This window comes from Sabulicella rubraurantiaca, assembly GCF_017355885.1.
Taxonomy (GTDB): Bacteria; Pseudomonadota; Alphaproteobacteria; order Acetobacterales; family Acetobacteraceae; genus Roseococcus; species Roseococcus rubraurantiacus.
The window spans coordinates 123,409-146,648 of record NZ_JAFEUU010000009.1; the positions used below are offsets into that span (position 1 = coordinate 123,409).

The following is a 23,240-nucleotide window of genomic DNA, read 5'->3' on the forward strand; positions in this document are numbered from 1 at the left end:
GCCGCCATGTGGGCCTACATCGTCCGACGCATCCTGGCCACCATCCCCGTCATGGCGGTGGTGGCCCTATTCGTGTTCTCGCTCCTCTACCTCGCGCCGGGCGACCCGGCCGCGGTCATCGCGGGCGACCAGGCGACGCCGGAGGACGTGGAACGCATCCGCGCCTCGCTTGGCCTCGACCGGCCATATCTCGTCCGCTTCGGCGAATGGGTGTGGAACATTGCCCGTGGGGACCTCGGTATCTCCATCTTCACCAACCTGCCCGTCAGCACCATGATCGCGCAGCGGGTGGAGCCGACGCTGTCGCTCTGCCTCATCACGCTGGTCCTCGCCGTCTCGGTCGCCGTGCCGCTGGGCGTGGTGGCGGCCTGGAAGCAGGGCACGCTGGTCGACCGGGCGGTGATGGGCTTCGCCGTGCTCGGCTTCTCCGTGCCGGTCTTCGTGGTGGGCTACCTGCTCGCCTATGTCTTCGCGCTGGAACTCGATTGGTTCCCGGTGCAGGGCTACACCCCCTTCAGCGAGGGCGTGCTTCCCTGGCTGGAGAACCTGGTCCTACCGGCCATCGCGCTGGGCGGCGTCTATATCGCCCTGATCGCCCGCATCACCCGCGCCACCATGCTGGAGGTGTTGAGCCAAGACTACATCCGCACCGCCCGTGCCAAGGGGGCCAACCAGCGCTCCATCCTGTTCCTCCACGCGCTAAAGAACGCCGCGGTGCCCATCGTCACCGTGGTGGGCATCGGCATGGCGCTGCTGATCGGCGGGGCGGTGGTGACGGAGAGCGTCTTCGCCATCCCCGGCCTCGGCCGGCTGACGGTGGACGCTATCCTGCGGCGTGACTACCCGGTGATCCAGGGCGTCGTGCTGCTCTTCTCCTTCGTCTACGTGCTGGTGAACCTGCTGATCGACCTCCTCTACACCCTCTTCGACCCGAGGATCCGCTATTGAGCGCGACGGCCATCCCCCCTGGCACGGCGGTCGCGCCGCCGATGCCGGACATCCTGCCCAACGTGAAGCCGAAGCGCGGCTTCACGGGGTTCCTCCGGCGCCACCCCACCATCGCCATCGGCGGCGTGCTGCTGATCCTGATGCTGTGCGTGGCGATCTTCGCCCCCTATCTCTGGACGCGCGACCCGACCGCGCTCGCCCCGGCCCTGCGGACGCGGGAACCTTCGGCGCAGTTCTGGTTCGGCTCCGACATGCTGGGGCGCGACGTGTATTCGCGCGTACTCTACGGCGCGCGCGTGTCGCTGATGGTGGGCTTCTCGGTGGCCATCCTGGCCTCGGTGATCGGCTTGTTCATCGGGCTGACATCGGGCTTCAACCGCATCGCCGACAGCATCGTCATGCGCATCATGGACGGGATGATGAGCATCCCCTCCATCCTGCTCGCCATCGCCCTCATGGCGCTGACCCGCGGCTCGGTGCAGAACGTCATCGTCGCCATCACCATCGCGGAGATCCCGCGCGTCTCCCGCCTCGTGCGCGGCGTCGTGCTGTCCCTGCGCGAGCAGCCCTATGTGGAGGCGGCAGTGGCCTCTGGCACGCGCACGCCGGCAATCATCTTCAAGCACATCCTGCCGAACACGCTCGCACCGCTGACCGTGCAGGCCACCTATATCTGCGCGGCGGCGATGATCACGGAAGCGATCCTGAGCTTCATCGGCGCCGGCACGCCGCCCATCATCCCCTCCTGGGGCAACATCATGGCCGAGGGCCGCGCGCTGTGGCAGGTGAAGCCCTACATCGTGTTCTTTCCGGCCGTGTTCCTGTCCCTCACCGTGCTGGCCGTGAACCTGGTCGGTGACGGGCTGCGCGACGCGATCGATCCGCGCCTGGCGAAGAGGCTCTGAGATGAGCGCAAGCGAGACCCTGGCCCCGCCCGGCGAAGGAGCCTCCATGGACAACCGCCCTGTGCTGCTGGAGATCGACAACCTCCAGACGCATTTCCGCACCATGGATGGCGTGAACCGCGCCGTGGACGGGGTGTCCTTCTCCGTCCGCTCAGGCGAGACCCTGGCCGTGGTCGGCGAGTCCGGCTGCGGCAAGTCGGTCACCGCCATGTCCATCCTGCGGCTGATCCCGGAGCCTCCGGGCAAGATCGCTGGCTCCATCCGCTTCGGCGGGCGCGACCTGCTGAAGCTCTCCGACCGGGAGATGCGGCAGATCCGCGGCAACGAGATCAGCATGATCTTCCAGGAGCCGATGACCTCGCTGAACCCGGTGCTCACCGTGGGCCGCCAGATCGGCGAGACGCTGCGGCTGCACCAAGGCATGAGCGCGGCCAAGGCGGAGGAGCGCGCGGTGGAGATGCTGCGCCTCGTCGGCATCCCGGAGCCGGGGCGGCGGGTGCGCGAATACCCGCACCAGCTTTCGGGTGGCATGCGCCAGCGCGTGATGATCGCCATCGCCCTGGCCTGCAACCCGAAGCTGCTGATCGCGGACGAGCCGACCACGGCGCTGGACGTGACCATCCAGGCGCAGATCCTCGACCTGATGCGCGACCTCAAGACCAGCGTCGGCGCGGCCATCGTCCTCATCACCCACGACCTCGGCGTGGTGGCCGAGGTGGCGGAGCGGGTGGTGGTCATGTACGCCGGCAAGAAGGTGGAGGAGGCTCCAGTCGGCGAGTTGTTCCGTCGCCCCAAGCACCCCTACACCCAGGGGCTGCTCGGCTCCGTGCCGCGCCTCGGCTCTTCGCTCACCGGGGAAACATCGCGCCTCGCGGAGATCCCCGGCCTCGTGCCGAGCCTGAAGCAGAAGATCCCCGGCTGCGTCTTCGCCTCGCGCTGCCCCAAGGCGACGGATTTCTGCGTCGCCGTCGCGCCGGGGCTGGAGCTCAAGGCGCCCGCCCACGTCGCCGCCTGCCACTACGCGGAAAAGGAAGCGGCATGAGCCAGCGCATCCTCCAGGTCACTGACCTCAAGAAGCACTTCCCCATCCGTGGCGGTCTGTTCGGCACGACCGTCGGCAATGTGTATGCCGTGGACGGGGTGAGCTTCCACATCGACAAGGGCGAGACGCTGTCGCTGGTCGGCGAGTCCGGCTGCGGCAAGTCCACCGTGGGCAAGGCAGTGCTGCGCCTCTTCCCGCTGACCTCGGGCCAAGTGGTGCTGAACGGAACGCGCATCGACGACATGCCCTCCGGCACGCTGCGGCCGCTGCGCCGACAGATGCAGGTGGTGTTCCAGGACCCGTTCAGCAGCCTGAACCCCCGCATGCGGGTGAAGGAGATCCTGGCCGAGCCGATCCGCAATTTCGGCCTCGCCAAGGATGGTGCTGACCTGGACCGCCGCGTGGCGGAGCTGATGGACAAGGTGCGCCTGCCGCGCGACGCGGTGAATCGCTGGCCACATGAATTCTCCGGCGGACAGCGCCAGCGCGTCGGCATCGCCCGCGCCCTGGCGGCCGAGCCCGACCTGATCGTGTGTGACGAGGCGGTCTCCGCCCTCGACGTGTCGGTGAAGGCGCAGATCGTGAACCTGCTGCAGGACCTGCAGACGGAACTCGGCCTCGCCATGCTGTTCATCTCGCACGACCTCGCCATCGTGGAGCACATGACGCACCGGGTCGCGGTCATGTATCTCGGCAAGATCGTCGAGGTGGCGGATCGCCGCACCCTGTTCGGCCAGCCGCGCCACCCCTACACCGAGGCGCTGCTCTCCGCCGTGCCGGTCCCCGTGCCCGGCGCGGCACGGGAGCGCGTCGTGCTCCAAGGCGACGTCCCCAGCCCGATCCGCCCGCCGCCGGGCTGCCGCTTCCACACGCGCTGCCCCTATGCCTTCGACCGCTGCCGGGTGGAGGAGCCGCCGCTCGCCGACACGGGCGGGGGCCATCTGGCGGCCTGTCACCTGAACGAGCGGCCCGCGGCGGCGAACCCGCTGCTGAACAAGGCACCGCCCACGGCTTTCCGTGCCGCCTGACCCGCCGCAGACCGTCCGCTTCACCGCCCGCGCGCCACGCAGCACCTTCGGGCAGGCGGTGAAATGGGCGTTCTGGATCTTCCAGATCCTCATGCTGGCGGCGGCGCTGGGCAATTGTTCGCTAGTGCTGCCCTATCTGGGCAGCGAGGACCCCGAGGTAGCGATGGGGGCGGGGATGTTCGCCACCCTGCTGGGCATGGGGGTCTTCCTGCTCTGGCCCCTCGGGACGGTGGTCCTGGGGCTGCTGATGTGGCTGACCCGCGGGCGGCGCATGGTGCTGGAGGCGCCGCCGCGCTGAGGCGCCGGCATGCTTGACGCCGGGCGGACGAAACGCGACCTTTCCCGCAGCAATTCCAGGGAGGGCGCGATGCCGCAAGTGACGCTCAGCGTGAACGGAAAGTCACACACGGTGGAGGTCGAAGGCCGGACCCTGCTGGTCGAGTTGCTGCGCGAGAAGCTGCGCCTGACCGGCACGCATGTGGGCTGCGACACCAGCCAGTGCGGCGCCTGCGTCGTCCACATGAACGGCGAATCGGTGAAGTCCTGCACGACCCTCGCGGTGATGTGCGACGGCGCGCAGGTCACGACCATCGAGGGTCTCGCCAAGACAGACGGCACGCTGCACCCGATGCAGGAAGCGTTCCGTGAGTACCACGCCCTGCAATGCGGCTTCTGCACCCCCGGCATGGTGATGTCGGCCGTAGACCTCGTGCAGAAGAACCCGCAGGGCCTGTCCGAGCAGGAGATCCGCGAGGGGCTGGAAGGCAATCTCTGCCGTTGCACCGGCTATCACAACATCGTGAAGGCCATCGCGGCCGCGCAGGACGTGATGCACGGCCGCCGGGAGAGCCTCGCCGCCGCAGCAGAATAAGGGTCGGGAGCGGCGGCCAACGCCGCCCCGCGTCAAGCAGACAGGGAGGGTTCAGCCATGAACGTGGTGCATCCGTTCGAAGGAATCGGGGCCAGCGTCCGGCGGAAGGAAGACCGTCGCTTCCTTTCCGGGCGCGGCCAGTACACCGACGACATCAACCGCCCCGGCCAGCTCTACGCCCATATCCTCCGCTCGCCCCATGCCCATGCGCGGATCGGCGCCATCGACACGACGGCGGCGCGCGCCATGCCGGGGGTGGAGGCGATCTACACCAGCGCCGACATGGCAGGGATCGGTGGGCTCCCCTGCGGCTGGCAGATCCACAACAAGGACGGCACGCCAATGGCGGAGCCGAAGCACCCCGTCCTGGCCGAGGGCAAGGTGCGCCACGTGGGCGACCCGGTGGCGGTGGTGATCGCCGCCACGCGCCAGCAAGCGCGCGACGCCGCCGAGGCGATCGAGGTCGAGTACGACGTGCTGCCCGCCGCAGCGACCCTCGCCCAGGCACAGGCACCAGGCGCGCCCGCGGTGCACGACGATCTGCCAGCCAATCTCTGCTACGACTGGCACATCGGCGAGAAGGCGGCGGTGGATGCGGCCTTCGCCCAGGCTGCGCATCGCGTGGTGTTCGAGACGACCAACAATCGCCTCGTCCCCAACGCGATGGAGCCGCGCTCCGCCATCGGCGACTATGACGCCACGACGGGCGAGCACACGCTCTGGACCACCAGCCAGAACCCGCACGTTATCCGGCTCCTGATGGGCGCCTTCGTGCTCAACCTGCCGGAGGCGAAGCTGCGCGTGGTGGCGCCCGACGTGGGCGGGGGCTTCGGCTCCAAGATCTACCACTATGCCGAGGAGGCGATCGTCACCTGGGCGGCGCACAAGCTGGAACGCCCGGTGAAGTGGACCTCCGACAGGACCGAGGCCTTCATGTCGGATGCGCATGGGCGCGACCACGTGACGCGGGCGGAGCTGGCGCTCGACAAGGACGGCAAGTTCCTTGCGCTTCACGTGCAGACCCAGGCTAATATGGGCGCCTACCTGTCCACCTTCGCGCCCTGCGTGCCGACCTATCTCTACGCCACGCTGCTGGCCGGGGTTTACAGCACCCCCGCCATCTATGCGGAGGTGAAGGCGGTCTTCACCCACACCGTCCCGGTGGATGCCTATCGCGGCGCCGGGCGGCCGGAGGCGACCTACCTACTGGAGCGGCTGGTCGATGTGGCGGCGAAGCAATGCGGCTTCGACCGGGTGGAGCTGCGGCGGAAGAACTTCATCGCGACGGACGCCTTCCCGTACCAGACGCCCGTGGCACTCCAGTATGACAGCGGCGACTATTTCTCGACGCTGGACCAGGCGCTGCAATCCGCTGACTGGGCCGGGTTCGAGGCGCGCCGCGCCGAGGCCAAGGCGCGCGGCAAGCTGCGCGGCATTGGCATCTCGACCTATCTGGAGGCGTGCGGCATCGCGCCCTCCGCCGTGGTCGGCTCGCTCGGCGCACGGGCGGGGCTCTACGAGGTGGGGACGATCCGCGTCCATCCGACGGGCAGCGTCACCGTGCTGACGGGCGCGCATTCGCACGGGCAGGGGCACGAGACGACCTTCGCGCAGCTCGTGGCCGACAAGCTGGGCGTGCCGGTCGCGAATGTGGACATCGTGCATGGCGACACGGCCAAGGTGCCCTTCGGCATGGGCACCTATGGCTCACGGTCGCTTGCCGTGGGCGGCTCGGCCATGGACAAGGCGATGGACAAGATCATCGCCAAGGGCAAGCGCATCGCCGCGCACCTGATGGAAGCCAGCGTCGAGGACGTGGAGTTCGAGCGCGGCACCTTTCGCGTCGCCGGCACGGACAAGACCAAGGCCCTCGCCGAGGTCAGCCTCGCCGCCTATGTGCCGCACAACTACCCGATCGAGGAGCTGGAGCCGGGCCTGGAGGAAACTGCCTTCTACGATCCGAAGAACTTCACCTACCCAGGCGGCTGCCACATCGCCGAGGTGGAGATCGAGCCGGAGACGGGCCGCGTGCAGCTGGTGAACTTCACCGCCGTGGACGATGTGGGCCGCGTCATCAACCCGATGATCGTCGAGGGGCAGGTGCAGGGCGGGGTCGCGCAAGGCGTCGGCCAGGCGCTGCTGGAAGCCTGCGTCTATGACGAGGCGGGGCAGCTCGTTTCCGCCTCCATGATGGATTACTGCCTGCCGCGCGCCGAGGATCTGGCGCCGGTTTCCGTCGCCACGCACACCACGCTCTGCACCCACAACCCGCTCGGGGTAAAGGGCTGCGGGGAGGTGGGGGCGATCGGCTCGCCCCCCGCCGTGATCAATGCGGTGGTGGACGCGCTGCGCGATTACGGCGTCGAGCATGTGGAGATGCCCGCGACGCCGCAGAAGATCTGGTCCATCCTCCACCGCCAGCAGAGCTGAGGGAGTCCCGCTCCATGTACGACTTCGCCTACCACAAGCCCTCCAGCCTCGCGGAGGCCGCGCGGCTCCTGGCCGCCGATCCGGACGCGAAGGCCATCGCCGGCGGCCACACCCTGCTGCCCGCGCTGAAGCACCGGCTGAACCGTCCTTCCTCCCTCGTGGACCTGTCCGGCATCGCCGAGATGCGGGGCATCCGACGCGAGGGCGATTCGCTGGTGATCGGCGCGCTGACGCGGCACGAAGCGGTGGCCCGGTCTTCCGAGGTGAAGTCGGCCATCCCGGCGCTGGTCCATCTGGCGCAGCACATCGGCGACACCCAGGTCCGGAACCGCGGCACGATCGGCGGCAGCGTGGCCAACAACGACCCGGCGGCGGATTACCCGGCGGCGGTGCTCGGCCTCGGCGCCACGGTGCGGACCAGCCGGCGCGAGATCCCAGCTGACGAGTTCTTCCTGGGCATGTTCACCACCGCCCTGGAACCGGACGAGATCCTGACCGCCATCGCCTTCCCGATCCCGGAGAAGGCGGGCTACGCCAAGATGCGCAACCCGGCGAGCCGCTACGTCATGGCCGGGGCCTTCGTGTCCAAGGGCAAGATGGGCGTGCGCGTCGCCATCAACGGCGCCGGTCCCTGCGTGTTCCGCCAAGCCGCGATGGAAGCGGCCCTGGCTGCCAATTGGTCGCCCGAAGCGGTGGCCGGCATCAAGCAATCGGCGGATGGGCTGAACAGCGACATCCACGGCAGCGCCGAGTATCGCGCGCATCTGGTTTCCGTGATGGCGAAGCGGGCCGTCCAGGCCGCGGGCTGACCTTCCCATGATCCATGGCGGGGGGCATTCTTCCCGCCATGGAACTCGACGATCCCGGCGTCATTGCCGAAGTCCGCGCCGTCTTCGACCGCTACGAGGACGCGATTGCCAATAACCGCACCGAGGTGCTGGACGAAATTTTCTGGGCCGACCCGCGCACCGTGCGCTTCGGCACCAGCGAGATCCTCTACGGGCACGACGCGATCCGCGCCTTCCGCGCCAGCGTCCAGTCCTATGCCGCGCGGCGCGCCCGCAAGATCCATATCACCAGCTTCGGCCGCGACTTCGCCTGCACCCACCTAGAGTATGAGCGGCTGGGAAGCGGCGCGATCGGGCGCGAAACGAAGATCATGGCGCGGCTGCCCGGCATTGGCTGGCGCGTCGTCTCGGCGCATGTGTCGCTGCTGCAGCCCGACCCGGAGACGTTGCGGAAGTGACGCGCCTCGCTGTCATCGGCGGCGGCATCATGGGCGCCTGCCTCGCGCTGGAGGCGCAGGCGGCGGGATTCCAGGTCACGCTGATCGAGCCGGAGCAACCGGGCGGCGAGCAGGCGGCGAGCTATGGCAATGGGTGCTGGCTCAGCCCCGCCAGCGTCATCCCGCCCTCGATCCCGGGGCTCTGGCGCAAGCTGCCCAAGTTCCTGCGCGATCCGCTCGGCCCGCTCGCCATCCGGCCGGCCCGGCTGCCTGCCGCGACGCCCTGGCTGCTGCGTTACCTCTGGGCCGGCTGGACCGAGGAGAAGGTGCGTGGCACCGCGCATGCGCTGCGGGCCTTGCTGGAGAATGCGCCGCGCCGCCACGCGACGCTGGCGGAGCGTGCCGGGGTAGGCGGGCTGATCCGCCGCACCGGGCTGCTCTACGTCTTTCCCGATCGCGCCGCCTTCGAGACGGAGGCCCTGGCCTGGAAGCTGCGCGCTGAGACGGGCGTGCGCTGGCGAGAACTGGACGAGGACGCGCTGCGGCAGCAGGAGCCGGCGCTGGACCGTCGCTTCCGCTTCGGCATCCTGGTGGAGGAGGGCGGGCATTGCACCGATCCCGGCGCCTATGTCGCCGCGCTGGTGGCGCTGGCCGAGGCTCAGGGTGCACGCCGCGTCGTCGCCCGTGCGACAGGCTTCCGGGTGGCGAATGGCGCGCTGCGTGCCGTCCGCACCGAGTCCGAGGAGGTGGCGGCGGACAAGGCGGTGATCGCCGCCGGCATCCGCTCGGCCGGGCTGGCGCGGGAGGCGGGCGACCGCATCCCCCTGGAAAGCGAGCGCGGCTACCACGCCGTGGTCACGGCGCCCAACATCGCCCCGCGCATCCCCCTGATGCCGAGCGACGGCAAGATGGGCGTCACCCTGACCGATACCGGGCTGCGCGCGGCCGGGCAGGTGGAGATCGCAGGACTGGAGGCCGCACCCGACTGGCGCCGGGCCGAGATCTTGCGCGACCATCTGCGCCGCCTTTTTCCCGGTTTGGAAGGCGGAGAGGTGAAGGTCTGGCTGGGCCACCGCCCTTCTACGCCGGATGGCCTCCCCGTGCTCGGCCCCTCCCGCCGCAGCGCCGACATCCTGCATTGTTTCGGCCACGGCCATGTCGGGCTGGTGGCTGCGCCGCGCTCCGCCGAGTTGGTAGTCGGGATGATGAAGGGCGAATCGGCACCCGTTGCCTATTCGCCACGGCGCTTCGGCTGAATCTTTTTTCGTGCATTTGTTGCGTGACAATGCCAGTCTGAGCCTGTCGGCGCCGCATCGTGCGGATCCGGCATTCGATTAGTGGATTGAAGAGAAACGTGTCTGACGATTTTTCGCCTGCGGGCGGCGGCGACGGCCTGATCGAGGCCAAGGTCAAGTGGTACAACGGGCGCAAGGGATTCGGCTTCGTCCTCGGCCCTGATGGGCAGGACGTGTTCTTCCACGCCTCGGCCCTGACCGAGTCCGGCATCGACCAGCCGGACACCGACGACATCCTGGTTTGCGAGATCGGCACGGACCGCACGGGCCGCCGCCTCGTGACCCGCATCACCGAGCTGAAGCGTGGCCCCGGCGGCGGCGGTGGTGCGCGCGGCGGCTTCGGCGATCGCCCGCCCCGGCGTGACTTCGGTGACCGTCCCCCGCGTCGCGACTTCGGCGGCGGCGGTGGCTTCGGCGGTGGTGGCTTCGGCGACCGTCCGCCCCGGCGCGATTTCGGCGCCCCCGGCGGTGGCTTCGGCGACCGTCCGCCCCGGCGTGACTTCGGTGGCGGCGGCGGCTTCGGCGGCCCGCGCGGCGGCGGTGGCTTCGGCGGCGGCGATCGCGGACCCCGGCGCAACTTCGACGAGGGCACCGGCCCCGTCTACCCGTTGAACGGCACGGTGAAGTGGTTCGACTCGGTGCGCGGCTTCGGCTTCGTGACGCCCGAGGATGGCGGCCAGGACGTGTTTCTGCACTCCTCCGTCCTGAACCGCGCCGGCCGCACTGACCTGCAGCAGGGCGAGAAGGTCTCGCTGGATGTGCGGGACGGGCAGCGCGGCCGTCAGGCCGTCGGCATGAAGTAAGCCCTTCCGCTTCGGAAGGTTCGAGGCCCCGGCGCGAAGGCTCCGGGGCCTTTTCTGTTTCTCCACCATTGGCGGCGCCGCCTTGCGCCATGCGATGCCTCCTCCCGCCGCTGCTCCTCGCCACACCGGCCGCCGCCCAGCTTCCGGTCTGCAATGCCTATCGCGACGGCATAGCTATCTGCTTCGAGACGCGGCTGTGCCTGTGCCGGCAGGAGCGCGGCGGCCAACTTTCCGGCCGCCCCGAAGGGTTCCGCTGGGATTGCGGCCCGCTACGTCCTGATTGCCGGGAACGGGCGGCAACCCCATCGCCCTGGGCCCCTGACATTCCGCCCCCGCAGGTTTTCATGAACGGGCCGTCACGCGGTTTCCCTTCGCCCCGCTAGGAGTTTATCCTACTGGGCATGATGCAGCGCCGCGCCCTCCTTGCCTTGCCCCTCGCCCTGCCGGCCCTCGCCCCGCGCTTTGCCACCGCGCAGGACGCTTGGCCTAGCAACCGGCCGATCACGCTGATCGGCGGTTTCCCGAACGGGTCCGGGGTGGACATCTACCAGCGCCGCCTCGCCGAGCCGCTATCGCGGGCGCTGGGCCAGACCATCGTGGTGGACAATCGCACCGGCGCGGGCGGCAATATCGGTTCGGACTTCGTCGCCAAGGCGCGGCCCGATGGCTACACCTTCTATTTCGGCACGGCCGGCACCCACGCCATCAACGCCAGCCTCTACCGCACCTTGCCCTTCGACGTGGTGAGGGACTTCACGCCCATCGCGCATCTCGGCGACGTGCCGAACGTCCTGACTGTCAACCCGGAACGGCGCCCGCAATACACGGATTGCCAGGCGCTGCTGCAGGCGGCGCGGGCCAATCCGGGCCAGCTGAACTATGCTTCCACCGGCAATGGCGCCTCGACGCACCTGGCCGGGGCGCAATTCGCGACCACGGCCAACGTGGACGTGACCCATATTCCGTATCGCGGCCAGCCCGGCGCGCAGACCGCGCTGCTGGCAGGGGATGTGGATTTCTTCTTCAACCAGACCGGCCCCGCCATAGGCGCGATCCGCCAGGGGCAGATACGCGGCCTCGCCGTCACCACCGCTGAGCGCCTGCCGAGCCTGCCCGACATCCCCACCGTGGCGGAGGCCTGCAACCTGCCGGGCTTCGTCAGCACCACCTGGTACGGGCTGTTCGGACCGGCCAACCTCCCGCCGGCCATCGTGAACCGCATGTCGGAGGAGGTGAACAAGGTCCTCGCCGACCCGGCCTTCCAGCGCTGGCTGGTGATGGAGCAGGGGATCAGCCTACCGCCGGTGAAGACGCCGCAGGAATTCGCCGAGATCCAGCGCCGCGACATCGCCCGCTGGGCGGAGGTGGTTCGCCGCTCGGGCGCCACGGTGGACTGAGAGCACTCAGACCCCCGCCGCGCAAACTTCTTGCGGCGGGGACTTCGCTGCGCTAGGTCTGACATGTCAAGACAAGGTCAGGCCCATGTCTCTGGTCGCCGCTTTCGAGGCTCCGCTCTCTCTCACGGAACGCGCCGTCGCCGGCCTGCGCGCGGACATCCTCGCCACGCGCCTTGCCCCGGGCGAGGTGATCAGCGAGGCCATGGCGGCGGACCGGCTGGAACTGGGCAAGGCACCGATCCGCGCCGCCCTGGCACGCTTGGCCGAGGAAGGGCTGGTCTCCTCCGTCCCGCGGCGCGGATGGGTCGTGTCGCTGGTCACCATCCGCGACATCCACGAGGTCTTCGACCTCCGCTTGATGCTGGAGCCCGAGGCGGCGCGGCGCGCGGCCGGGCGGGTGGATGCGGCGATGCTGTCGCGCCTCGATGCGGTCTGCGCCGCCGGCTACGAATGCGGCGATCCGGAAAGCTGCATGGGCTTCCTCCAGGCCAACAAAGCCTTCCACGTCGCGGTGGCGGAGCTGTCGGGCAATGCGCGCCTCGCGCGTCAGGTGGATCGCCTGCTGGACGAAAGCACGCGCATGCTGGTCATGGGCCTGTCCCGCCGCGACCGCACCGGCGAGATGGCGCATGAGCACCACGCCCTGGTCGAGGCGCTGGCCCTGGGCCAGGGCGAGGAGGCGGCGCGCATCATGCATGGGCAGGTGGCAGAAAGCCGCCGCATGGTGCTGGACGCGCTCACCGCGCCCGATGCGGGGATCGCGATATGAACGTCCTTCGTCCTGGCCTCGCGCTCGAGGCGATGCTCGGTGCCATTCGTTGCGCTGCCCGCACCCCGGAAGACGAACGCCCGGGGGCGGTGGCCGACGCCATGGTGCCCTTCCTGCGCGACCCGACTTTGCTGGAGGGGCGCGACTGCCCTTCCTGCCCCGAGCGTTACACGCGGCACCTGCTGGACGAAGGCGATGGCTACGCGGTGGTTGCGCTGGTGTGGCGGCCCATGCAGATGTCGCCTGTCCATGCCCACCGCGCTTGGTGCGCGCTGGGGGTGCATCGCGGCATCCTGACCGAGCATTTCTTCGAGCTGGGCACGGTGCCTCCGCGCCCGGTGGACGCGGTGCTGCGGCGGGAAGGCGATACCTCGCATGGCGGCGCCGATCCGCGTCTCATCCACCGCCTCGCCAATTGCTCGGCGGAGGTGTCGGTTTCCATCCATGCCTATGGCCTGCCCTTCGCACGCTTCGCGGAAGGGCTGAACCACATCCTGGCCTGACCCCTCCCATGCGCCGGCGCGCATAGGCAGGCGGCAGGCAACATGCCAGTGTCTGGCATGGTCCTTGCCCCGAAGCTGCTGCTCGGCCTGCTGCTCGGGGCGGCGGCCTCGGTAATCTGGGGTGGGCATGCTGTCGTCGCGCGACTGGCGCTCACCGGCCAGGGCATCACCGTGCTCGACATGATGTTCTGCCGCTACTTGCCTGCGGCGTTGATCCTCGCGCCGCTCGCTTGGCGGGAGCGCAGGGCGCTCGCGGAACTCGGACTGCGACGCCTCCTGCTGCTGACGCTGTTCGGCGGATGCTTCAACCTTCTGCTCTTCGTGTCGGCGCTGCGCTTCGCCCCGTCGAGCCATGGCGGCACCATCGCGCCCATGACCGGACCGGTGGTGGGTGCGCTGGCCGCGTGGTGGCTGCTGAACGAGCGTCCAACGGCGGGGCGCCTGGCAGCGCTGGCTGCCATGGTGACCGGGGTGCTGCTGATTGGCTGGGACGGGCTGGGCGGGCATCCGGGCGCCTGGCGCGGCGACCTGCTGCTTGTGGGCGCCGGGGGAACCTGGGGCGTGTTCACGGTGCTGCTGCGTCGCTGGCGCGTTGCTGCCATCCCGGCCAGCGCTGCGGTGACGCTGACCTCCTTGCCCTTCGTGCTGCCGCCCTTCCTGCTGTTCCGCGCGGAGCCCTTCTTCAGCCTGGACTGGCGCCTTTGGGGCTGGATGCTGCTGGCGCAGGGCGTCGCGCTCGGCGCCGTCTCCATGCTGCTCTTCGCCCGCAGCGTCGAGATGCTGGGCGCCACCCGTGCGGCCACGCTCTCCGTCCTCGTTCCCGCGACCGGGCTGACCACCAGCTACCTCGTGCTGGGGGAGCCGATCGGCTGGGTGAAGGCAGGGGGCGCAGCGCTGGCGGTGGGGGCGATGCTGGTGGCGGTGCTGTTCACCGGGCGGAGGGCTTGACCCAACCGGTCGTGACGTGGACGCAGGGGCGCGGGTCATCCACGCGGGTGATCACCACCTCGCCGAAGAGCGAACGGCCGCTGCCCTTGATGAGGCGCGCCTCGGCCTGCAGGGGGCCGGGGCCGCAGGGGCGCAGGAAGGCGATGTTCATGGTCGCGGTGAGGCTCTCGTCCCGCCCCTCGCTCACGGAAAGCAGCGCCGCCCACATCGCCACGTCCGCGAAGCCCATGATGGCCGGGCCGGAGACGGTGTCGCCCGGCCGCAGGAGGCGCGGGTCGTGCGGCAATTCCAGCCGAGCGATGCCGGCTTCGGCGGAAAGGACGCGGATGCCCCATTCGCCCGCGAGCGGCACGCCGCGATGGATGATGGCCTCGTATTGACCGGGGGTCATTCTGGACATGTCTCGCATTTCGCCGCGATGCTAGCGGCCGCCCGGCCGGGCGGAAGACCGCCGGCCGAGAGGGAGACACCGCGCTTGACCACCATTCGCCGCATGACGCGACGTGACCTCGAACGCGCCCTCGACTGGGCGGCGGCAGAGGGGTGGAATCCGGGGCAGGAGGATGCGACGTGCTTCTTCGCTGCCGACCCCGAGGGCTTCCTCCTCGCTGAGGCAGAGGGCCAGCCCGTGGCTTCCATCTCGGCAGTGCGGATGGGCGAGGGATTCGGCTTCATCGGACTCTACATCGCCATTCCTGAAGCGCGCGGGCAGGGGCATGGCATGGCGCTGTGGCGCGCGGGAATGGAGCATCTGCGCGGCCGCTGCATCGGCCTGGATGGGGTGGTGGCGCAGCAGGCGAATTATCGGAAGTCCGGCTTCGTCTTCGCCTGGAACAATGCGCGCTACGAGGCGGCGCGCCCGATGCTGGAAGCGGCGCAGCACCGTGTGAGCCTCGCGGAATTCGGCGACGAGTTGCTGGCCTATGACGCGCTGCATACCGGTGTGGCGCGGCCGGAATTCCTGCGCGCCTGGGTCGAGGCGCCAAGCCACGTGGCGCGGGTGATCCGCGGCCGGGACGGCACGCTGTGCGGCTTCGGCGTGCTGCGCCCGTGCCGCGAGGGGTCGAAGATCGGTCCCCTCTTCGCCGAGGATGCCAGCCACGCCCGCTCCCTCCTCACCGCCCTGGCGGCGGAGCGTCCGGAGGGGAAGCTGGTGCTGGACGTGGCGGAGGATCACGAAGCGGCGGTGAGGCTGGCCCGCGAGGCGGGGATGGAGAAGGTGTTCGAAACGGCCCGCATGTACACCGACACGCCCCCGCCGATGCGGCGGGAAGGCGTGTTCGGCATCACCAGCTTCGAACTGGGGTGAGAGGGAGGCCCCTCAGCCCATGTTCACCATGATGGTCTTCTTGTGGGTGAAGTGCTCCAGCATCGCCTCCAGCGAGGCTTCCTTGCCAAGTCCGGAGGACTTCACGCCGCCGTAGCTCAGATTGGCCTGCACCACGAGGTTCTGGTTGATCTGCACCAGCCCCGCCTCCAGCCGGTGCGCGAGGTCCAGCCCGACCTTCAGATTGTTGGTCCAGAGCGAGGCGGCGAGGCCGTACTCGCTGTCATTCGCCTCCTGCAGCACCGCCTCGGCATCGTCGAAGGGCTGGATGACGGTGACCGGGCCGAAGATCTCTTCCTGAACCAGGCGGCTGTCGCGCGTCAGCCCGGTGAAGATCACCGGACGCAGGAACAGCCCCTTCTTCAGAGCAGGATCCTTGGGCAGGGCGGAGCACTCGAGCGCCACCGCGCCCTTCGTCTTCTTGCCTTCCTCGATGAAGCCCTGGACCTTCTCGAACTGGCCCGGCGAGATGATGGTGCCGATATCGGTCTTCTCGTCCAGCGGGTCGCCCATCACCATGGCGTCCACGGCCTTGCGCATCTCCTCCACGAAGCGGTCGAAGACCGGACGCTCCACGTAGATGCGGCTGGCGGCGGTGCAGCTCTGCCCCTGGCGGGTGAAGCGCATGGAGGTGAGCGCGCCCTGCACGGTCTTCGCGAAGTCGCAATCGGCGAAGACGATCATGGGCGACTTGCCGCCCAGTTCCAGCGTCACCGGGACGATCTTCTCGGCCGCGGCCTTGGCCACGATCTTGCCCGTATCGACCGAGCCGGTGAAGGTCACCTTCTTCACCAGCTTGTGCTCGACCAGCGGTGCGCCGCATTCCGGCCCCATGCCGGAGAGCATGTTGAAGCAGCCCGGCGGCAGGACGCGGTTCATCAGCTCGCAGATGCGCAGGACGGCGAGGGGCGCTTCCTCCGCGCTCTTCACCACCACCGTGTTGCCCGCCACCAGCGCCGGCGCGACCTTCAGCGCCATCAGCAGCATGGGCACGTTCCAGGGGATGATGGCGCCCACCACGCCCAGCGGCTCGCGCACCGTCACGGAGAGCACGTTGGGCGCGAAGGGCACGCTCTCGCCCTTCAGCTCGCCGCCCAGCCCGCCGAAGAACTCGAACACGTCGGCGACCACATTGGCCTCGACGCGGCTTTCGGTCCGGAGCGCCTTGCCCGTCTCCAGGGCGATCAGCCGCGCCAGCTCTTCCGCGTGCTCCTTCAGCAGGGCGGCGCATTGATGCACCAGCGCGCCGCGCTTGCGCGCCGGCACCTTGGCCCATTCCTTCTGGGCGCGGGCGGCGTCCTGCACCGCCGCGTCCACGTCCTGCGCGTCGCCCTCGGCGGCGCGGGCAACTTCCTGGCCCGTCGCAGGGTTCACCACGGCGAAGCTCTTGCCCGAGCGGGCCGGAACGTAGCGGCCGCCAATGAAATGCAGCCCCGAGAGGGCGGTGGCCAGCTTCTGCTGGTCGAGGCACGGGGCGGCGGGCGTGGGGTGCGGCGTGTCGAGCATCCGGGCATTTCCCTGTTCGGTTCCGGGCGCGGGAAGCCTGGGCCCCCGCCTGGGTCGCCGGACCATGCGCCGGATGCCCGCAACCCCGCAAGCCTCCCGCCGTTCCCGACCCGGACAGTTTCAGGAGACGGAAGCATGGCCACCGCCACGAACGACGACGAAGCCCGCACCAAGGTGCGTGAGATGCTGGAGAAGGTGGGCGTGGTGATGTTCGTCACCATGCGGTCCGACGGCTCGCACCATGCCCGGCCCATGGCGATCCAGAAGATCGAGGGCGACACGGTCTGGTTCTACCACGTCGCCGGCACGCCGAAGGCGCAGGAGATCGCGCAGGACAGCGACGTACTGCTCGCCGCCTCCGACCCTTCGTCCCAGAACTATGTCTCGGCCAAGGGCACGGCGCGTACGCTGAAGGACCCCGCCAAGGCCAAGGCCATCTGGAGCGAGGGGGCCCGCGTCTGGTTCCCCAAGGGCGCCGAGGATCCGGAACTGGAGCTGATCTCCGTCTCCATCACCGGTGCGGAATACTGGGACAGTCCTTCCTCCACGGCGCTGCACGCCTATGGCTACGTGAAGGCGCTGGCGACGGGCGAGCGCCCGGCGGGCGGCGAGAACAAGAAGGTTTCCTTCTGACGCGCCCGTGATGCGTGCGGGGCCCCGGCCGGTTGCCGGGGCTTCCTCGGGCTTGTAATCCCTGAGCGGAAGACGCCCAAGGGATGCAAGACCGATGACCGACCGCCCCGGCCCGCTGACCGGCCTCCGTGTGCTCGACCTGACCCGCGTGCTGGCGGGGCCGACCTGCACCCAGATGCTGGGCGACATGGGCGCCGACGTCATCAAGATCGAGCGCCCCGGCGCCGGCGACGACACGCGCGGCTTCGCGCCGCCCTTCTGGCCCGGCACGGAGGAGAGCGCCTACTTCCTTGGCGTGAACCGCAACAAGCGAAGCGTCACGCTCGATATCGCGAAGCCCGAGGGTCAGGCGGTGATCCACCGCCTGCTGGAGCATTGCGACATCCTGGTGGAGAACTTCAAGGTCGGCGCCCTGGCAAAGTACGGGTTGGGCTGGGAGCAGCTGAAGGCGAAGCACCCGCGGCTGATCTACTGCTCCATCACCGGCTTCGGGCAGACCGGCCCCTATGCGCCGCGCCCCGGCTATGACGCGCTGATCCAGGCCATGGGCGGCGTCATGTCCCTCACCGGCGAGCCCAACGGATCGCCGCAGAAGGTCGGCGTTCCCGTGGCGGATCTCTTCGCCGGGCTCTATGGCTGCATCGGCATCCTGGCAGCGGTGAATCATCGCAACAGCACTGGCGAGGGGCAGCAGGTGGATATCGGGATGCTGGACACGCATGTGGCGTGGCTGGCGAACCAGGGCATGAACTTCCTGGCCACCGGCGAGAACCCGACGCGCCTGGGCAACCAGCACCCCAATATCTCGCCCTACCAGGAATTCCCGACCAAGGATGGCTACATCATCCTGGCCGTGGGCAATGACCCGACCTTCGAGCGCTTCTGCAAAGCCTTCGGCCAGGAGCACCTGCTGCAGGACGAGCGCTTCAGCACCAACCCGAAGCGCGTCGCCAACCGCGACCTCGTCACCGAGACGCTGACGCCGGTGATGAAGACCAAGACCACGGCGGAGTGGGTGGAGGCGCTGGAGGCGGAGAAGATCGGCTGCGGCCCGATCAACACGCTGAAGGATGTCTTCGCCGATCCGCACGTGCAGGCGCGCGAGATGGTCGCCACCATGCGGCACGGCAGCGGGGCCGAGGTGACGGTGATCGCCAACCCGGTGAAGCTTTCCGCCACCCCGCCCACGCTGCGCTCCGCCCCGCCCGTGCTGGGCGAGCACAACGAGGCGGTGCTCTCGGGCCTGCTCGGCATGGGGGCGGAAGAAGTGGCGGCGCTGCGCGAAAAGGGCGTGGTGTGACGGAGCCCCGCCTCGGCCAGATGGCGGCACCCACCGGCGAGGGCGACGTCATCCTGCGCTGGTGGGAATGGGGTCCGACGAGCGGGCTCCCGGTGGTCTGCGTCCATGGGCTGACCCGCAACGGGCGCGACTTCGACGTGCTTGCGCGGGAACTGGCCGCCCGGGGCCGGCGCGTGCTGTGCGTGGACGTGCCGGGGCGCGGCGTGTCGGGTTGGCTGCCACGCCGCGAGCTTTACGCCGTGCCGGTCTATGCCCAGTGCCTCGCCCCGCTGATGGCGGCGCTGGGGCCACATGACTGGGTCGGCACCTCCATGGGCGGGCTGATCGGCATGGCAATGGCGGCGATGCCGGGCGCGACGATGCGGCGCTTCGTCGTCAACGATATCGGCCCCTTCGTGCCGGCAGCGGCGATCGCCCGCATCCAGACCTACATGGCCGGCGCGCCGACCGAGTTCGCCGATCTCGCGGCGCTGGAGGCATATCTGCGCCGTGTCCATGCGCCCTTCGGCGCGCTCTCGGACGCGGAATGGGCACATCTGGCGCAACGTTCGGCGCGGATCACGCCGGAAGGCCGGACCGTGCTGCATTACGACCCGGCGATTGGCGGGCCGATGATGGCGGGCGCTCCGGCAGATATCGAGATCTGGCCGCTCTGGGAGGCCGCCTCCGCACGCCCCACCCTGGTGCTGCGCGGCGAGGCAAGCGATCTGCTGCTGCCCGAGACCGCCGCGCGCATGGCCGCGCGCGTCCGGGTCGAGACCATTCCCGGCTGCGGCCACGCCCCCGCGCTGATGGAGGCGTCGCAGGTGGCGCTGGTTGCGGACTTCCTGTCCTGAGCCGCGCCTACTTGGTGCGCGGGATGCGCCCCATCAGGTAGAATTCGTCATTGGGCCGCATGGAGGTCATGTTCGCCAATCGGTTGGACATGCCGAAGAAGGCGGAGATGGCGCCGATGTCCCAGGCATCCTCGCGCGTGAAGCCGTGCTCCTCCAGCGCGGCAAAATCCTCCTCCTCCACCCGCTCCGCCTCGCGCGAGACCTTCATGGCGAAGGCGAGCATGGCGCGCTGGCGGGGCGTGATGTCGGCCTTGCGCCAGTTCGCCGCCAACTGGTCAGCCAGTTGCGGCGCCTTCTCGTAGATGCGCAGGATCGCGCCATGCGCCACCACGCAATAGAGGCACTGATTGGCCGCGCTGGTGGCAACGATGATCATCTCCTTCTCGCCCTTGGTGATGCCGGAAGGGCGGAGGATCAGCGCGTCGTGATAGTCCATGAAGGCGCGCAGCTCGTCCGGGCGATGCGCCAGCGTCAGGAAGACATTGGGCACGAAGCCCGCCTTCTCCTGCACCGCCTCGATGCGCAGGCGCAAATCCTCGGGCAGCGTGGCGACTTCCGGGATGGGATAGCGGCTGATCGGTCGTTCCATGCTCATCCCCCCTTCAGCAGGCGCGCGGCGGAGACCGCGAAATAGGTGAGGATGCCGTTCGCACCGGCACGCTTGAAGGCCATCAGCCCCTCCATCATCGCGCGGTCATGGTCGAGCCAGCCGCGCTCCACCGCCGCCATGAGCATCGAATACTCGCCGCTCACCTGGTACACGAAGGTGGGCAGGCCGAACTCCTTCCGTACGCGGTACAGCACGTCCAGATAGGGCAGGCCGGGCTTCACCATCACCATGTCCGCGCCCTCGGCCACGTCGAGCGCGACCTCGCGCAGCGCCTCGTCGCTGTTGGCCGGGTCCATCTGGTAGGTCTTCTTGTCCGAAGGCCCGGCGCGGTCGGGGCCGACCAGCGAGCCCACCGCGTCGCGGAACGGCGCAAAGAAGCCCGAGGCATACTTGGCCGCGTAGGACATGATGCGCGTGTGTGTCAGGCCGCGCGCATCCAGCGCAGCGCGGATCGCGCCGATGCGCCCGTCCATCATGTCGGAGGGGGCGACGCAATCCATCCCCGCCTCGGCCTGGAGCACGGCCATGCGCGACAGGATCTCGACCGATTCCTCGTTGTGGACGTGCCCGTCGCGCACCACCCCGTCATGGCCGTGCGAGGTGTGGGTGTCGAGCGCCACGTCGCCGATCAGGCCGAGTTCCGGATGCGCCTTCTTCAGCGCCCGCGCGGCGCGGCACATCAGATTCTCCGGGTCGAGCGCGCCGGTGCCGTCCTCGTCGCGCTCCTCCATCGGCGTGTAGGGGAACAGCGCCACGGCCGGGATGCCGAGGCTCACTGCCTCCGCCACATGCTCCGCCACCATGTCCACCGAGACGCGGAACACACCGGGCATGGAGGAGACCGGCACGCGCTGCCCGGTGCCGGAGGTGAGGAAGATTGGCCAGATGAAATCCTGCGGAGTCAGTCGGCTTTCGGCGGCCAAGGTGCGGCTCCACGCATCGCGCCGGTTGCGGCGCATGCGCGTGGTGGGGAAGGAACCGGCGAAGTGCATCACGCCTCCGATGGTCGGAGCGCCGACAGGCGCGGAGAGCTGAATCGGCGGCGCAAACTAGGCCTCCGATGGTCGAAGCGCCCGCAGGGCGCGGAGAGCTGAATCGGTGGCGCGGATCATCCCAACGCCTGTTCCAGATCGGCCAGGATGTCGTCGATATGCTCGATGCCGATGGATAGCCGCACATAGCCGGGCGTGACGCCGCTCGCCGCCTGCTCCTCCTCATTCAGTTGGGAATGGGTGGTGGTGGCCGGGTGGATGGCCAGCGAGCGCGCATCGCCGATATTGGCGACGTGGTAGAAGAGCTTTAGCTTCTCGATGAAGCGCTGCCCCGCTTCCTTGCCGCCCTTCAATTCGAACCCGATCAGCGAGCCGTAGCCGCCCGCGAGGTGCTCATCGGCCCGGCGCTTCGCCTCGCCTTCGGCGACGGAGGGGTGGATGACGCTCGTCACCTGGTCATGTCCGCTGAGGAAGGCGGCGACCCGCAGTGCGTTGCTGCAATGGCGCTCCATGCGCAGCGGCAGCGTCTCCAGCCCCTGGAGGAACATGAAGGCGTTGAAGGGGCTCATCGGCGCGCCGATGTCGCGCAGGAGGCAGGTGCGCATCCGCAGGATATAGGCGACGGGGCCGAGCGGCTTCGCCGCCTCCGTCCAGACCGCGCCGTGATAGGAGGGGTCGGGGCGGTTCAGTGTCGGGAAGCGGTCGCCATGCCGCGCCCAGTCGAAATTGCCGCCATCGATCACCATGCCGCCGATGGAGGTGCCGTGGCCGCCGATCCACTTGGTGGTGGAGTGCATCACCACCGCCGCGCCATGCTGGAAGGGCTTGCAGATGATCGGCGCCGCCGTGTTGTCCATGATCAGCGGAATGCCGAGGTTGCGGCCCAGCGTCGCCACCTCCGCGATCGGGAAGACCTGGAGCTTGGGATTGGGCAGGGTCTCGGCATACCAGCAGCGGGTGCGGTCATCCGACGCCTTGGCGAAGTTCTCCGGATCCGCCGGGTCCACGAAGCGCACCTCGACGCCGAACTGCTTCAGCGTGTTGGCGAAGAGGTTCCAGGTGCCGCCATACAGGTCGGTGGAGGAGACGATGTTGTCCCCCGCCTCGCACAGGTTCAGCACGCTGAAGGTCGTCGCCGCCTGGCCCGATCCGACCGCGAGCGCCGCCACGCCCCCCTCCAGCGCCGCAAGCCGCGTTTCCAGCGCATCGCAGGTGGGGTTCATGATGCGGCTGTAGATGTTGCCCAGCTCCTGCAGGGCGAAGAGACGGGCGGCGTGGCCCGTATCCTGAAACTGGAAGGAGGTCGTCTGGTGGATGGGCACCGCGACCGAACCGGTGGAGGGATCGGCGCGATGGCTGCCGCCATGCAGGGCGATGGTTTCGGGCTTCATGGGTTTCTCCCGGTGCGCGGGCCGGGAGGATGCCACTGGGCTTACGCGCGCGATAGCCTGGGCGCCGGCGCGCCGCTTCCGTGAAGCTGCTCCACCGCTTCGGCGCTTCGCCTGCGCAGACCAAGGATCAACGCGGCCGCGCCGTTTCCTCGCCCTGGGCAAAGGCGCCTGCCGTGGTCCAGACGCCGACCAGCGAGCCATCGGGCTGGAGCTGGTAGATGCCCATCCCTGTCTGCTCACCCAGGGCAAAGGCGGTGGCGAGAGTGAGGCCGCTGACCATCGCGACGCCCTCGATCTCGTCCTGGCCGATCACCCACTGCACGCGGAAGGAGGACAGGCCGATCTGCGTGAGGATCAGCGTGCCGGTGTAGTCGGTGCCATCCGGGTTGCGGCCCGTGACATCGTAGGTGCCGCTGCGCTGCGCGGCGGTCGGCAGGGCCAGGGAAAGGGCCAGCAGCGCAGCCAGGAAAACTCGTCTCAT

At 69.1% G+C, this 23,240-nt stretch carries 25 protein-coding genes; 19 read left to right on the forward strand and 6 right to left on the reverse strand.

Annotation, left to right across the window (positions count from 1 at the left end):
• Window positions 1-6: 6 nt before the first annotated feature.
• From JTJ31_RS16410 to JTJ31_RS16480, 15 genes are all read left to right on the forward strand, one after another.
• The gene (locus JTJ31_RS16410) at window positions 7-948 is read left to right on the forward strand and encodes an ABC transporter permease (RefSeq protein ID WP_207539807.1); all 942 of its coding nucleotides are present in this window, start codon (window positions 7-9) and stop codon (window positions 946-948) included.
• A complete protein-coding gene (locus JTJ31_RS16415) occupies window positions 945-1,853 on the forward strand; it encodes an ABC transporter permease (protein ID WP_457852412.1) in 909 nt (302 codons plus the stop codon). The genes JTJ31_RS16410 and JTJ31_RS16415 overlap by 4 nt, the downstream gene beginning before the upstream one ends.
• Before the next feature lie 46 nt (window positions 1,854-1,899).
• Window positions 1,900-2,895, forward strand: coding sequence for an ABC transporter ATP-binding protein (locus JTJ31_RS16420; RefSeq protein ID WP_207539808.1), 996 nt, complete (start codon window positions 1,900-1,902; stop codon window positions 2,893-2,895).
• Window positions 2,892-3,923, forward strand: a complete 1,032-nt coding sequence (locus JTJ31_RS16425; RefSeq protein ID WP_207539809.1) for an ABC transporter ATP-binding protein — start codon at window positions 2,892-2,894, stop codon at window positions 3,921-3,923. The genes JTJ31_RS16420 and JTJ31_RS16425 overlap by 4 nt, the downstream gene beginning before the upstream one ends.
• A complete protein-coding gene (locus JTJ31_RS16430; RefSeq protein ID WP_207539810.1) occupies window positions 3,913-4,221 on the forward strand; it encodes a hypothetical protein in 309 nt (102 codons plus the stop codon). Before JTJ31_RS16425 ends, JTJ31_RS16430 begins: the two co-directional genes overlap by 11 nt.
• Before the next feature lie 69 nt (window positions 4,222-4,290).
• Window positions 4,291-4,794 (forward strand): (2Fe-2S)-binding protein, encoded by a 504-nt coding sequence (locus tag JTJ31_RS16435; RefSeq protein ID WP_207539811.1) that lies wholly within the window; start codon window positions 4,291-4,293, stop codon window positions 4,792-4,794.
• A 57-nt stretch (window positions 4,795-4,851) separates the two neighbouring features.
• On the forward strand, window positions 4,852-7,224 hold the full coding sequence (locus JTJ31_RS16440) for a xanthine dehydrogenase family protein molybdopterin-binding subunit (RefSeq protein WP_207539812.1): 2,373 nt from the start codon (window positions 4,852-4,854) through the stop codon (window positions 7,222-7,224).
• A gap of 14 nt (window positions 7,225-7,238) precedes the next feature.
• Window positions 7,239-8,033, forward strand: coding sequence for an FAD binding domain-containing protein (locus tag JTJ31_RS16445; RefSeq protein ID WP_207539813.1), 795 nt, complete (start codon window positions 7,239-7,241; stop codon window positions 8,031-8,033).
• Between the two features lie 38 nt (window positions 8,034-8,071).
• On the forward strand, window positions 8,072-8,470 hold the full coding sequence (gene hpxZ / locus JTJ31_RS16450; RefSeq protein WP_207539814.1) for an oxalurate catabolism protein HpxZ: 399 nt from the start codon (window positions 8,072-8,074) through the stop codon (window positions 8,468-8,470).
• Complete coding sequence (locus tag JTJ31_RS16455; protein WP_328805759.1) at window positions 8,467-9,705, forward strand: NAD(P)/FAD-dependent oxidoreductase; 1,239 nt, start codon at window positions 8,467-8,469, stop codon at window positions 9,703-9,705. Before hpxZ ends, JTJ31_RS16455 begins: the two co-directional genes overlap by 4 nt.
• 98 nt (window positions 9,706-9,803) lie before the next feature.
• Window positions 9,804-10,547, forward strand: a complete 744-nt coding sequence (locus tag JTJ31_RS16460; protein WP_207539815.1) for a cold-shock protein — start codon at window positions 9,804-9,806, stop codon at window positions 10,545-10,547.
• Between the two features lie 401 nt (window positions 10,548-10,948).
• On the forward strand, window positions 10,949-11,944 hold the full coding sequence (locus tag JTJ31_RS16465; protein WP_236020321.1) for a Bug family tripartite tricarboxylate transporter substrate binding protein: 996 nt from the start codon (window positions 10,949-10,951) through the stop codon (window positions 11,942-11,944).
• A gap of 85 nt (window positions 11,945-12,029) precedes the next feature.
• A complete protein-coding gene (locus tag JTJ31_RS16470) occupies window positions 12,030-12,713 on the forward strand; it encodes a GntR family transcriptional regulator (RefSeq protein WP_207539816.1) in 684 nt (227 codons plus the stop codon).
• Complete coding sequence (locus JTJ31_RS16475) at window positions 12,710-13,216, forward strand: cysteine dioxygenase family protein (protein ID WP_207539817.1); 507 nt, start codon at window positions 12,710-12,712, stop codon at window positions 13,214-13,216. The genes JTJ31_RS16470 and JTJ31_RS16475 overlap by 4 nt, the downstream gene beginning before the upstream one ends.
• Window positions 13,217-13,258: 42 nt before the next feature.
• Window positions 13,259-14,164: a DMT family transporter gene (locus JTJ31_RS16480; RefSeq protein ID WP_207539818.1), complete on the forward strand. Its 906-nt coding sequence runs from the start codon at window positions 13,259-13,261 to the stop codon at window positions 14,162-14,164.
• Here JTJ31_RS16480 and JTJ31_RS16485 read toward each other — a convergent pair.
• On the reverse strand, window positions 14,145-14,564 hold the full coding sequence (locus JTJ31_RS16485) for a PaaI family thioesterase (protein ID WP_236020323.1): 420 nt from the start codon (window positions 14,562-14,564) through the stop codon (window positions 14,145-14,147). The genes JTJ31_RS16480 and JTJ31_RS16485 overlap by 20 nt on opposite strands.
• Window positions 14,565-14,639: 75 nt before the next feature.
• On the opposite strand from JTJ31_RS16485, the gene JTJ31_RS16490 reads away from it, so the two are divergent.
• On the forward strand, window positions 14,640-15,473 hold the full coding sequence (locus JTJ31_RS16490) for a GNAT family N-acetyltransferase (RefSeq protein WP_236020325.1): 834 nt from the start codon (window positions 14,640-14,642) through the stop codon (window positions 15,471-15,473).
• 12 nt (window positions 15,474-15,485) lie between these two features.
• On the opposite strand, the gene JTJ31_RS16495 is transcribed toward JTJ31_RS16490, so the two are convergent.
• Window positions 15,486-16,997, reverse strand: coding sequence for an aldehyde dehydrogenase family protein (locus JTJ31_RS16495; protein ID WP_207539820.1), 1,512 nt, complete (start codon window positions 16,995-16,997; stop codon window positions 15,486-15,488).
• A gap of 135 nt (window positions 16,998-17,132) precedes the next feature.
• Between JTJ31_RS16495 and JTJ31_RS16500 the strand changes: the two genes are divergently transcribed.
• From JTJ31_RS16500 to JTJ31_RS16510, 3 genes are all read left to right on the forward strand, one after another.
• The gene (locus tag JTJ31_RS16500; protein ID WP_207539821.1) at window positions 17,133-17,630 is read left to right on the forward strand and encodes a pyridoxamine 5'-phosphate oxidase family protein; all 498 of its coding nucleotides are present in this window, start codon (window positions 17,133-17,135) and stop codon (window positions 17,628-17,630) included.
• A 94-nt stretch (window positions 17,631-17,724) separates the two neighbouring features.
• Window positions 17,725-18,930 (forward strand): CaiB/BaiF CoA transferase family protein, encoded by a 1,206-nt coding sequence (locus tag JTJ31_RS16505; protein WP_207539822.1) that lies wholly within the window; start codon window positions 17,725-17,727, stop codon window positions 18,928-18,930.
• Complete coding sequence (locus JTJ31_RS16510) at window positions 18,927-19,766, forward strand: alpha/beta fold hydrolase (RefSeq protein ID WP_328805760.1); 840 nt, start codon at window positions 18,927-18,929, stop codon at window positions 19,764-19,766. Before JTJ31_RS16505 ends, JTJ31_RS16510 begins: the two co-directional genes overlap by 4 nt.
• Before the next feature lie 7 nt (window positions 19,767-19,773).
• On the opposite strand, the gene JTJ31_RS16515 is transcribed toward JTJ31_RS16510, so the two are convergent.
• The 4 genes from JTJ31_RS16515 to JTJ31_RS16530 form a co-directional block, all read right to left on the reverse strand.
• A complete protein-coding gene (locus JTJ31_RS16515; protein ID WP_236020327.1) occupies window positions 19,774-20,355 on the reverse strand; it encodes a peroxidase-related enzyme in 582 nt (193 codons plus the stop codon).
• A 2-nt stretch (window positions 20,356-20,357) separates the two neighbouring features.
• Window positions 20,358-21,368, reverse strand: coding sequence for a porphobilinogen synthase (gene hemB, locus JTJ31_RS16520; RefSeq protein WP_207539824.1), 1,011 nt, complete (start codon window positions 21,366-21,368; stop codon window positions 20,358-20,360).
• Window positions 21,369-21,484: 116 nt separating this feature from the next.
• Window positions 21,485-22,759, reverse strand: a complete 1,275-nt coding sequence (locus tag JTJ31_RS16525; protein ID WP_207539825.1) for an O-acetylhomoserine aminocarboxypropyltransferase/cysteine synthase family protein — start codon at window positions 22,757-22,759, stop codon at window positions 21,485-21,487.
• A gap of 127 nt (window positions 22,760-22,886) precedes the next feature.
• The gene (locus JTJ31_RS16530; RefSeq protein ID WP_207539826.1) at window positions 22,887-23,240 is read right to left on the reverse strand and encodes a hypothetical protein; all 354 of its coding nucleotides are present in this window, start codon (window positions 23,238-23,240) and stop codon (window positions 22,887-22,889) included.

Excerpts from the sequence above, each read along its gene's own strand:
- JTJ31_RS16410 (WP_207539807.1), top strand. The coding sequence starts at position 7 with ATGTGGGCCTACATCGTCCGACGCATCCTGGCCACCATCCCCGTCATG.
- JTJ31_RS16495 (WP_207539820.1), bottom strand. The coding sequence starts at position 16,997 with ATGCTCGACACGCCGCACCCCACGCCCGCCGCCCCGTGCCTCGACCAG.
- JTJ31_RS16420 (WP_207539808.1), top strand. The coding sequence starts at position 1,900 with ATGGACAACCGCCCTGTGCTGCTGGAGATCGACAACCTCCAGACGCAT.
- JTJ31_RS16475 (WP_207539817.1), top strand. The coding sequence starts at position 12,710 with ATGAACGTCCTTCGTCCTGGCCTCGCGCTCGAGGCGATGCTCGGTGCC.
- JTJ31_RS16465 (WP_236020321.1), top strand. The coding sequence starts at position 10,949 with ATGATGCAGCGCCGCGCCCTCCTTGCCTTGCCCCTCGCCCTGCCGGCC.
- JTJ31_RS16485 (WP_236020323.1), bottom strand. The coding sequence starts at position 14,564 with ATGTCCAGAATGACCCCCGGTCAATACGAGGCCATCATCCATCGCGGC.
- JTJ31_RS16440 (WP_207539812.1), top strand. The coding sequence starts at position 4,852 with ATGAACGTGGTGCATCCGTTCGAAGGAATCGGGGCCAGCGTCCGGCGG.
- JTJ31_RS16500 (WP_207539821.1), top strand. The coding sequence starts at position 17,133 with ATGGCCACCGCCACGAACGACGACGAAGCCCGCACCAAGGTGCGTGAG.
- JTJ31_RS16470 (WP_207539816.1), top strand. The coding sequence starts at position 12,030 with ATGTCTCTGGTCGCCGCTTTCGAGGCTCCGCTCTCTCTCACGGAACGC.
- JTJ31_RS16530 (WP_207539826.1), bottom strand. The coding sequence starts at position 23,240 with ATGAGACGAGTTTTCCTGGCTGCGCTGCTGGCCCTTTCCCTGGCCCTG.
- JTJ31_RS16435 (WP_207539811.1), top strand. The coding sequence starts at position 4,291 with ATGCCGCAAGTGACGCTCAGCGTGAACGGAAAGTCACACACGGTGGAG.
- JTJ31_RS16445 (WP_207539813.1), top strand. The coding sequence starts at position 7,239 with ATGTACGACTTCGCCTACCACAAGCCCTCCAGCCTCGCGGAGGCCGCG.
- JTJ31_RS16425 (WP_207539809.1), top strand. The coding sequence starts at position 2,892 with ATGAGCCAGCGCATCCTCCAGGTCACTGACCTCAAGAAGCACTTCCCC.
- JTJ31_RS16515 (WP_236020327.1), bottom strand. The coding sequence starts at position 20,355 with ATGGAACGACCGATCAGCCGCTATCCCATCCCGGAAGTCGCCACGCTG.
- hpxZ (WP_207539814.1), top strand. The coding sequence starts at position 8,072 with ATGGAACTCGACGATCCCGGCGTCATTGCCGAAGTCCGCGCCGTCTTC.
- JTJ31_RS16525 (WP_207539825.1), bottom strand. The coding sequence starts at position 22,759 with ATGAAGCCCGAAACCATCGCCCTGCATGGCGGCAGCCATCGCGCCGAT.
- JTJ31_RS16480 (WP_207539818.1), top strand. The coding sequence starts at position 13,259 with ATGCCAGTGTCTGGCATGGTCCTTGCCCCGAAGCTGCTGCTCGGCCTG.
- hemB (WP_207539824.1), bottom strand. The coding sequence starts at position 21,368 with ATGCACTTCGCCGGTTCCTTCCCCACCACGCGCATGCGCCGCAACCGG.
- JTJ31_RS16505 (WP_207539822.1), top strand. The coding sequence starts at position 17,725 with ATGACCGACCGCCCCGGCCCGCTGACCGGCCTCCGTGTGCTCGACCTG.